This is a genomic window from Ferruginibacter sp. (genome assembly GCF_031391665.1).
Classification (GTDB): Bacteria; Bacteroidota; Bacteroidia; order Chitinophagales; family Chitinophagaceae; genus Ferruginibacter.
In genome coordinates, this window is record NZ_JANMUN010000274.1 from 1 (window position 1) to 10,348 (window position 10,348).

9 protein-coding genes and 2 pseudogenes are annotated in these 10,348 nt (G+C 36.0%); 2 read left to right on the top strand and 9 right to left on the bottom strand.

Features of this window, described 5'->3' with window-relative positions:
- Positions 1–561 (top strand): annotated as a pseudogene (locus ACY651_RS21110) (hypothetical protein); the annotation flags it as partial.
- On the opposite strand, the gene ACY651_RS21115 reads toward ACY651_RS21110, so the two are convergent.
- From ACY651_RS21115 to ACY651_RS21125, 3 genes are all read right to left on the bottom strand, one after another.
- Positions 562–1,845: an anthranilate synthase component I family protein gene (locus ACY651_RS21115; RefSeq protein WP_462255505.1), complete on the bottom strand. Its 1,284-nt coding sequence runs from the start codon at positions 1,843–1,845 to the stop codon at positions 562–564.
- Between the two features lie 131 nt (positions 1,846–1,976).
- Positions 1,977–2,390, bottom strand: a complete 414-nt coding sequence (locus ACY651_RS21120) for a hypothetical protein (protein WP_462255506.1) — start codon at positions 2,388–2,390, stop codon at positions 1,977–1,979.
- Positions 2,391–2,472: 82 nt separating this feature from the next.
- Entirely contained in the window at positions 2,473–3,735 is a 1,263-nt protein-coding gene (locus ACY651_RS21125) for an adenylosuccinate synthase (RefSeq protein ID WP_462219020.1), read from the bottom strand.
- 367 nt (positions 3,736–4,102) lie between these two features.
- Between ACY651_RS21125 and ACY651_RS21130 the strand changes: the two genes are divergently transcribed.
- On the top strand, positions 4,103–5,353 hold the full coding sequence (locus ACY651_RS21130) for a hypothetical protein (protein ID WP_462255507.1): 1,251 nt from the start codon (positions 4,103–4,105) through the stop codon (positions 5,351–5,353).
- 9 nt (positions 5,354–5,362) lie between these two features.
- Here ACY651_RS21130 and clpX read toward each other — a convergent pair.
- The 6 genes and pseudogenes from clpX to ACY651_RS21160 form a co-directional block, all read right to left on the bottom strand.
- Positions 5,363–6,313, bottom strand: a pseudogene (gene clpX, locus ACY651_RS21135) (ATP-dependent Clp protease ATP-binding subunit ClpX); the annotation flags it as partial.
- A gap of 12 nt (positions 6,314–6,325) precedes the next feature.
- Positions 6,326–6,604 carry a ClpX C4-type zinc finger protein gene (locus tag ACY651_RS21140; protein WP_462255508.1) on the bottom strand — a complete coding sequence of 93 codons (279 nt, stop codon included), beginning with the start codon at positions 6,602–6,604 and terminating at the stop codon, positions 6,326–6,328.
- A gap of 151 nt (positions 6,605–6,755) precedes the next feature.
- Positions 6,756–7,844 (bottom strand): hypothetical protein, encoded by a 1,089-nt coding sequence (locus ACY651_RS21145; protein ID WP_462255509.1) that lies wholly within the window; start codon positions 7,842–7,844, stop codon positions 6,756–6,758.
- A gap of 124 nt (positions 7,845–7,968) precedes the next feature.
- A complete protein-coding gene (locus ACY651_RS21150; RefSeq protein ID WP_462255510.1) occupies positions 7,969–8,592 on the bottom strand; it encodes a ClpP family protease in 624 nt (207 codons plus the stop codon).
- 87 nt (positions 8,593–8,679) lie between these two features.
- A complete protein-coding gene (locus ACY651_RS21155; RefSeq protein WP_462255511.1) occupies positions 8,680–9,375 on the bottom strand; it encodes a ClpP family protease in 696 nt (231 codons plus the stop codon).
- Positions 9,376–9,446: 71 nt separating this feature from the next.
- Positions 9,447–10,136: a zinc metallopeptidase gene (locus ACY651_RS21160; RefSeq protein WP_462255512.1), complete on the bottom strand. Its 690-nt coding sequence runs from the start codon at positions 10,134–10,136 to the stop codon at positions 9,447–9,449.
- Positions 10,137–10,348 lie beyond the last annotated feature (212 nt).

The window sequence follows — 10,348 nt, forward strand, 5'->3', positions numbered from 1 at the left end:
GTGATGGCAGCTTACAATGGCGGACCGGGAAGAGTGTACAGTGCTATTAAAAAAAGTGGCAGTCGTAATTTCTGGAACCTTCAATATCATTTGCCTGCCGAATCCAGAACTTACGTTAAGCGCTTTATTGCCACACATTATATTATGGAAGGCAGTGGCGGCGTTACAACTGTTAGCAATCAAAATGGCAATTACGAAATGAATAGTAACGGGCCGGGTGCAAACCCATTTGATACTAAACCCCAACTTACACCAGAAGAATTGGAAACTACTGCCACGCAAGCTATATCAGGTAAATACAATTCTATAGTTATTGCTAAAAACCTTGCCATGGATATTTTGCAGTTCAACCGCTTTAACCCTGAGTTTGATTACATGATGACCAACAACGGCAATTACGATTTACGTTTACCGCAAGATAAAATGCAGCTTTTTCAAGCCAATAAATATATTATCTTAAATGAGTGTGTGCAAATTTTATTAGGCGATAATAATATTTCTAACAATCAAACTTTTTATCCGGCAGTAAAAACAAAAAAAGAAAAGAAGAAAGGGAAATAATTACTCCAGCACTTTCCTCATAGCCTCCGCTTTCAACAAACACTCTTCATACTCTTTTTCTGCATCGCTGTAAAAAGTTATTCCTCCACCGGCTTTAAAAGAAAGGTAACGGGTGGAAGCATTATAAAATATACTTCGGATTACCACATTAAAATCAAAATCACCATCTGGGTTTATATAGCCGATGGCACCTGAAAATAAGCCACGTTTGGTTTGCTCGTAATGTTCAATTAATTCCATCACTCTTTTTTTGGGTGCACCAGTCATCGACCCCATGGGGAAAGTTGCTTTAACAATATCTATCCAGTCAATATTATCTTTTACCTGGCCGCTGATAGTGCTTATCATTTGATGCACCTGCGGAAAACTGTACACCCCAAACAGTTCATCTACTTTTACGGTACCTTCTTTACATACTTTACTTAAATCGTTACGCACTAAATCTACCACCATTACATTTTCACTTTTTTCTTTTTCGTTTGCAGATAAATAGTTTTTGTTTTGCAGATCATTTTCTTTGTTAACCAAATCCCTTTTGCTGGTACCTTTAATAGGTTGAGAAAAAATTTTATTCCCTTCTTTTTTTAAATACCGTTCGGGGCTGGCGCAAATACAAAACTTATCATCTAATTTATATAATGCAGCAAATGGGTTGGGAGAAAGCTGTATCAATTTATGATAAACATATAACGGATCAATTACCGCATCTTCTGCAAAAAATTCCTGGCAAAAATTTATTTCGTAACAATCGCCACGTAAAATATGTTGTTTTAATTTTTGTATGGTATCAATGTAAGCTGTTTTTGAAATTCTGTTTTTAATATCAAGATCAGATTGCTTATTAACAGGGATACTTAAAGATTCGGACTGTATGGCATCAAAAATTTCCTTTGCATCATCATCACAAAAAATATACACTTCTTTTTCGGTAAGTTTTAGTACAACATCCGGCACAAAAAAATGCATGTCGTCAAATCCTATTCCATCAAAATTGGCAGAAGATAATTTTTCTGTTTCGTTTTTTAAATCGTACCCGAGGTGGCCAAACAGCCAGCCATTATTTTCTTTGTAAAAATGTTTTAATTTTTCAAATGCATTACCGCTTTGCAGTGTGATATTCTTTTTACTTCCCACTGCAAGCAAACATTCAAAAGCCGGGGCACTAAAATTATAATGCTGGTTATCTAATAAACAAAAAACGTTGAACCGGTTTGACCAGTTCAACATTTGTATTCTGAATTCAGTAAAATTATTTAGCGCAAAAATTTCAGGAGTTCTGTTCACGGCTTTTATTATTCCTTTTCAAATTTTTGCAAAAGCGCATTGTTTGAAATTTACAAAACAGAAAGAAAATTTAAATTATAAAAGCTATGATCTCCTTCTCCGCAGGATGCTGTGCAAGGGGTTAAGGGCTTTTAAAAATCATCATCGTCATCAAAACCCCCGCCGCCGCCACCTAAATCATCTAAACCAAGGTCTTTAAAATCATCGTCCATTTTTAAATCATCATCATCGCCTTTGCCTGGTTTTTTACCGGTAGCTTTTTTTCCTTTTGATTTTGGAACATCAAACTCATCAAAGTCAGGATCCCAATCATCTTCCTCTTCGGGTTTTTCCCAATCATCTGCTACTTCAACATCATCATCGTCATCGTCATCGTCCTCTTTACCTTTTTTCTTCGATGCACTTTTCCCTTTTGCTGGTTTAGTTTCTTCCATGTCATCATCATCGTCATCAGTTTTCTTTGGCGATTTTTTTGCAGATGTAATTTCAGCAGCTGCAATTTTCTTTGCAGGTGTCTTTTTTTCTTTTTCGGATTTTATTGCCATAAATTGAACAGGTTGTTACTGTAAAATTTGTACGAGTTTTTTACATTGCCAAAAATATCAGCAACTTTTTTAAATATTTTTTTTAAGCTATTATAATTTGCTCTTTACCGGGGCCATTACTAATGTATTTTACCGGTACTTTTAAAAAGTTATTAAGGTAATCAATATAGCTTTTCATTTGCTGCGGAAGCTCACTAAAATCTTTCATTGCGGTAATATCTGTTTTCCAACCATCAAAGCTTTTGTATACCGGTTCAATATTAACTCTATTCATCTGAAATGGCACATAATTCTTTTCCTCTCCATTAATCTTGTAACCATTACAAACTTTCAATTCATCTAAATTATCCAGAATATCTGATTTTGTCATTATTATTTGGGTAACCCCGTTAATCATGCAGGCAAACTGCAATGCCACCAGGTCAATCCAGCCACAACGCCTTGGCCTTCCTGTAGTAGCTCCAAATTCACTTCCAGTCTTTCTTATTAACTCGCCAGTTTCATCATTTAATTCTGTAGGAAATGGACCGCTGCCCACTCTTGTACAATATGCTTTCGACACGCCGAATACCTCTTTAATTTTTTGTGGCGCAACGCCCAATCCAGTACAGACACCAGCCGAAATAGTATTGCTGCTTGTTACAAAAGGAAATGTTCCAAAGTCCACATCCAGCATACTTCCCTGTGCACCTTCTGCTAAAATTTTTTGTCCCTTCTGAATCCTGTCATTAATGAAATATTCTCCATTCACTATTTTAAATTCCTTTAAAAATTCAATGGCTTCAAAAAATTCTTCTTCCCATGCGCTAATATCTTCCTGAAAATTAAAGCTCTCTAATATTTTCTGGTGCTTCAGGCGCAGCTTAATGTATTCTGTAGTAAAACTTTTATCTAATAAATTTCCTACCCTTAAACCATTGCGGCCCGTCTTATCCATGTAAGCCGGCCCAATGCCCTTTAACGTACTTCCTATCTTTTCATTGCCCTTGCTTAGTTCGCTGGCTTTATCAATAGCCCTGTGCGTAGGCAAAATTAAGTGGGCACGTTCGCTGATGTACATGTTCTTTTTATAATCTACCCCAAATGCAGCTACGTTTTCGCATTCTCTTTTTAGGGTAACGGCATCCAGCACCACCCCGTTGCCTATAAGGTTAGTTTTACTTTCGTGAAAAATACCACTGGGTATTTGATGCAGCACAATTTTTTTACCGTCCACATACAAAGTATGCCCGGCGTTTGGCCCGCCCTGAAACCTGGCCACCACATCATAATTTTTAGCAAAGTAATCTACTATTTTTCCTTTTCCTTCGTCGCCCCATTGCAGGCCTAATATTACATCAACCATTACTTATTTGAGATTTACCCCTATCCCCTAAAGGGGGAACAGAGAAGATTATGTTTAATTATTTTTTGAAACGGGCAGTTGTTTTTCATGGCATCATCGTTGTGTCACTCACTTGTACCGCATACCATTGTGCAACTTTTATCAAAGCGAATTAATGCAACCGTGTAAAAATAAATTGAAAATTAACAACCACCTAAAATGAATTGCGTTTGTTTGAAAGTTGGGGAGAAAGATTTACAATTATTCATTATTTCGTTATTATAAACACACTTAACAATTATTAAAAAATAAGTGTATTAACAGCGCAGCATTTAATTACGGCTGTATTTATTTAAATTCGTGTTTTAAAAAAAGCCTTAACGTAATCATGAAGAAAACCGGCCTGTTATTTACAATTGTAATCATTTCAGCAAATGCATACTGCCAGGTAATATACGATACCATTCAAAAGCAGGCAGGCGTTGATACTGCTTCATTACGTATAAAAAACCTTAACCCATACTTTACCATACATGTAGATTCAGCGCTGCGCTATCAGCTGGAAATAAATAAAGACATGTCCCAATATTACTGGTTTATTAAAAACTCGCCGGTAGGAGTAAAAATTAATAAAGATAATGGGTTGCTTACCACAAAAGTTGATAAGTCTTTTTTTCTATCGGGGCGTTTAAAATACGATTACGAATACCGGGTGCCTTTAAGTGTGCAAAATTTAAATAATCCTGCGGATAAAGTTGATACATTTTTTACAATGCTCTTTTACAGTACAGAAATTATTCCTTCTAAAATTAAACCTACAGTTACCAGTAACCTTTTTATTGACGAAGGAGATACTTTGAGTTTTAAACTGCAATGCGATAATGGGAGTTTTCCAATAGAAGGCATTAACTATATAAGTAATTATGCCATTAAATCCAGTACAAATATTACCCATTGCGGCGATGATTTTACCTGGGTTGCCCCTTTTGATTTTATAAAAGAAAATGAAAAAGAGAAGCAGAAGAAAATTAATTTGTATTTTATTGGCTCGACAAAATTTCATGTATCTGATACTGCCCTTATTGAAATTACCGTAAAGGAAAATATCAATTATCCGCAACAGGCACTCGAATTTGAAAATTTATATCTGGAAGTAACTAAGTATATAACACAACTAAAAAGCAGCTTTAGAATTGTAGATAGAAAAATAAAAAAAGTAAAACGCACCAGAACTGCTTTTGATCTTACTTCTGCATCTACTGCTTTAGGTGGCACAATTTTTTCTTCTTTACCTAATAGCAATCAACAAACTGCAGGAAAGATTTTGCCAAGTATTGGTGTAGCACTTGTACCTGTAAAGGAAGCTACAGCACCTAACAGCAGTTATGAGCAAAACACGGCCACACTTATACGCAGCAGTATTAAAAGACTTGAATACCTGCTAACAGAAAACCGGTTGGTGGGTTCACGTGACCCTGATATTCTTAATAAATCCCGTAAATTAAGAGATGAGTTAAAGCAAACGCAGATACAGCTTATTGATATCCCTATTGCAGAACAAGCCCCAAATGAAAAGGAATTGGATGAATATTTTAACAGCCCTAAAGTGAACAAGAAATATAAAATGAGAAGAAAGTAAAAAGCGGTGTTAAGCCACTTTTAACATACTCAATTTACTGGTGCTAAATTTACGCATGGCATATTCCAAAGTTACTTCAAAGGTTTTTACTTTTTGAGAGGGGAGTTCATACATAGCATCCGTTAAAATACTTTCGCAAATACTGCGGAGCCCACGGGCACCTAATTTGTATTCCAAAGCTTTCTCTACCATAAAATCGTACACTGCAGATTCAAATTTTAATTCGATGCCTTCAATATCAAACAAACGGGTAAACTGTTTTATTAAAGCATTTTTTGGTTCTGTTAATATACTTCTTAACGTAACAGCATCTAATGGATTTAGATAAGTAACCACAGGTAAACGACCCAGCAATTCCGGTATCAATCCAAAATGTTTTAAGTCAACTGCATTAACAAAATGCAAGAGGTTGTTGTGCTGGTATTCCTGCAATTCTTTATTTACGTTAAACCCAATGGCATTGGTATTAACACGGCGGGCAATAATTTTATCCACCCCGTCGAAAGCACCACCGCAGATAAATAAAATATTTTGTGTGTTTACTTTTATTAATTTTTGTTCCGGATGTTTTCTTCCACCCTGTGGTGGCACTAATACTTCAGTACCTTCCAGCAATTTTAATAAGCCTTGCTGTACACCTTCCCCACTTACGTCTCTTGTAATAGAAGGGTTATCACTTTTACGGGCAATTTTATCTATCTCATCAATAAATACAATTCCCTTTTCTGCTGCATTTACATCGTAATTACAAGCCTGTAACAAGCGGCTCAGCATACTTTCCACATCTTCACCTACATAACCTGCTTCTGTAAAAACCGTAGCGTCAACAATTGCAAAAGGCACGTTAAGCATACGTGCAATCGATTTTGCCAATAGCGTTTTTCCTGTACCTGTTTCGCCTACCATAATAATGTTGCTCTTCTCAATCTCTACATCATTTTCTACTTTTTGATTTAATCTTTTATAGTGATTTTATACCGCCACTGCTAAAATCTTTTTGGCATCATCCTGGCCAATAACATATTCATCCAAAAAAGCCTTTATTTCAACAGGTTTTTTTACAGTAAGTTTATGAGTAGGTGTATTTGTATGCTTATTATCGGTAGTATTACCCAACTCCTGTTCAATTATTTCTTCGGCATGCTCCACGCAATTTTCGCAAATATGACCATCTTGCCCTGCAATTAATATTTTAACTTCGTCGCGGCTGCGGCCGCAGAAAGAACAATGTAGTGTTTGCTGTTTTGCCATTATAGCTGTTATTAGTTGCTTTTGCTGGACTGCAAATATACAAAAGCATTATTTAGAACGTCAATAAGCAGACAATATTATAGTGAAAAATGTTGCTTAAGCGGCCTACTGACTGGCGGCATTACCAGTAATTACTTATTTTTTCTGCTTCTCAAATACCCTGAACCTGTTTTAAATGCTTTTGAAGCATTTGTTTTAACTGTCTTTTTACGATGGAGCCCATGGTTTTACATTTAGAAAAAGAGTTATTTTTAAAATGCTCATTCAGCTCATCCCTTAAAATTTTTACTTTATAATTTTCCGAAAGTTCATCATGGGCCATAATATTTAGTAATTCCATCAACTGCTTTCGGCTTGCTATTACCCGGTATGCCATAGTGGTTCTTTCTTCAGTTTGATATTGTTCAATAACTTCGGAGCTCAGACTTTTTAGAACCAATTCTACATATTCAAAATTCTCTTTGTAAAATTGTGGCAGGTAAAGATTTTTTTTGCCCTCGTAACATTGCTGGTCAAAATCTATCGCTCTCAGCCGGTATTGATAATCTTCAATATCAGGTGTAATATCCACTACAAAATTATAGCTCCGCATGTCTCCCAGTAATCTTGCAAAACAACGTTCGTTAAATTTTACAAACTCTTTTGCTATGCGTATTTTATTAGTTTCCGGTAGCTTCATGTAATCCTGTAAAAAAATATCGCCGGGTATGCCTGGTATATGTTCTTCCACCAAAGTATTTTTATGGTGTAAAAAGGTAATGCGGTTGGGAGAAAGCAAATGCTCCAGTTCAAGCCCGTAAATCCTTGATGCGTCAGCAGCCTTTATATAATAATGATCGTAATTATCGTTTACCTTATTCTTTATGCGTATTCTAAAAGGCACACTGTTGCCAAATTCACAAAAATCAATTCTCTCTACATCCAGGTGTTTTATATAACTAAGGTTTCCTTCTGTTTTAAGGATGGCATAAGTTTTAATAAGCCCTTCTTTTAAAAATTCCATTTCTTTTAAATCATACACTGCATTTTCCCAGTGTGTAAATTTTCCATGTTTATCTTTTAACGAAGTAGCGTACCGGTAGTTAAGCAAATCTTTATAAACCATGGGCAATTTAATATCCCTTCCATAATTATGTAAATAATGCTGCAACCCCTCACTTACCGGAAAAAGATCTTTTTTCATCAAAGGCCGGTCAGTTTCCTGGCTAAGTTTTGCATTTATAATTTCATTAAACTGCATTGTGTAAAGTTAAGTGTGGTTAGCCACACCTGTCCCGACTTTTTCGGGAGATTGCACGGATTTTCGCAGATAAAAAATGCCGCTCCATTTAAAGAGCAGCATCAATAAAATAGTTTAAAAATTATTATAGTTTATCCAAAGTGCCATCCACAATGCCATAAGCAATAGATTCTTTTGCATCCATCCAGTAATCTCTGTCAAAGTCTTTCATTACTTTTTCATAAGTTTGGCCGCAATTTTCAGCAAGTATTTTTGCGCCCATTTCTTTAGTCTTGGCAATTTGCAAAGCCATTATTTCTAAATCGGCACTGGTGCCTTGTCCGCCGCCACTTGGCTGGTGTATCATTACTTCGCCATGAGGAAAAATAAACCGGCGGCCCTTAGTACCACCACTTAATAAAATACTTCCCATGCTGGCAGCCATACCCATACAAACCGTACTTACCGGAGAGCTGATCATTTGCATAGTATCATAAACAACCATACCGCTCACTACCATTCCACCAGGGCTGTTAATGTAAAAAGTTATCTCTTTCCCGGGATCAATGGCCTCTAAATAAAGTAACCTTGCCGTTATGTCCTTAGCACTTTTATCATCCACCACACCCCATAAGAATATTTTACGCTGTTCAATAAATTTTTTATCAAACTGCCATCCGCTCATCATTTTTTCCATTGGGTTTTCCGGCAATTCTTTTGGATTGTCGTCTTCGTCTTCATTTCTTATTGTTCTGCTGTATAAATTCATTTTTTTAAAAGTTTAGTGTTTAGAAGTTTAGAAGTTTAGAGTTGCGGCACGCTACCGCCAACTTTCAACCATCAACGTTTAACCTTATTATTTATCTTTTTTTAATTTTCTTGGATTCATTACCAGTACCTCATCAATCAACCCATATTCTTTTGCTTCTGTTGATGTCATCCAGTAGTCTCTGTCGGAATCTGTTGCTACTTTTTCTACAGGTTGCCCTGTATGAAAAGCAATTATTTCATACAATTCTTTCTTTATTTTTTTTATTTCATTTACCGTTATTAAAATATCACTTGCCTGCCCACCTGCACCTGCACTTGGCTGGTGCATCATAATACGGCTGTGTTTAAGCGCTGTTCTTTTCCCTTTTGCACCTGCACACATTAAAACTGCACCCATACTTGCTGCCATTCCTGTACAAATTGTTGCAATATCAGGAGTAATAAACTGCATCGTATCATACATTCCTAAACCTGCATAAACGCTTCCCCCAGGGCTGTTGATATACATTTGAATATCACGAGTTCTGTCAGTACTTTCTAAAAACAGTAATTGTGCAGTAACAATATTAGCCACTTCGTCACTAATAGGATAGCCTAAAAAAATTATCCTGTCCATCATTAGCCTGCTGTACACATCCATTACAGCAACATTCATGGGTCTTTCTTCAATAATATTAGGAGTAAGGTTAGTTACATTATGTTTTATGTAACCATCCAGTACATTACTGCTTATTCCTTTATGCTTTACTGCATACTTTTGAAATTCTTTTCCAAAATCCATAGTAGTTAAAATTATTTATGGTTACAAATATAGTTGATAGTTGGTAGTGTTAAAGATGAAATCATTTTTGATTAATCCCTGCTCCGTGATTGATAAATTAAGATATATTGTAAAAGCATTGCAACAGATGCTAATGCAGCTACCACATAAGTAAGAGCAGCCCATTTTAAGGCATCTTTTGCTTTATCATGTTCAGCGTTAGTTGTAATATTGGCAGTTTCCATCCATTTTAAAGCTCTGGCCGATGCGTCAAATTCAACCGGCAATGTTATTACAGAAAACAATGTGCTTACAGCAAAAAGAATAATGCCTATAAGTAAAACAGTAGTGTTACCACCTCCAAAACCAAACATTCCTAATCCTGCAATTATAACCCATTGGGATAAATTACTGCTAATTTTTACAGCAGGCACTAACCTGCTTCTTAACATCAGCATTGAATATGCTGTAGCATGTTGTACAGCATGGCCACATTCATGGGCTGCTACTGCAGCAGCTGATACATTCTTTCCTTCATATACGTCGGCGCTTAAATTAACAGTTTTGTTAAGTGGGTTATAATGGTCTGATAAAAAACCGGCCACCGAGACAACCTGAACATCATAAATGCCATTTTGTTTAAGCATTTTCTCGGCAACTTCTTTTCCACTCAAGCCACTGCTGGTTGGCATTTTTGCATATTCTGTAAATTTGCTTTTAAGCCTAAACTGTACTATCATACCCAGCACCATAAATATTATTGATACCAGAATAATTCCCATAATAATTCTTTTTAGGAAGTTGGGCAAAAAGCATTCCTATTTATTTATCTGCCAAAATTGCAAAACCAAATAAAAAAGTCCCCCGAAAAAAATTCGGAGGACTTGAAAAAAGGCATAAAATATTATTTACCAGTAGTTTTATCTTATAACATCCACCCTGCCCATTGCAAGACGGTTGCCATTGGTATCTACTACTTCAATCCAGTAAACGC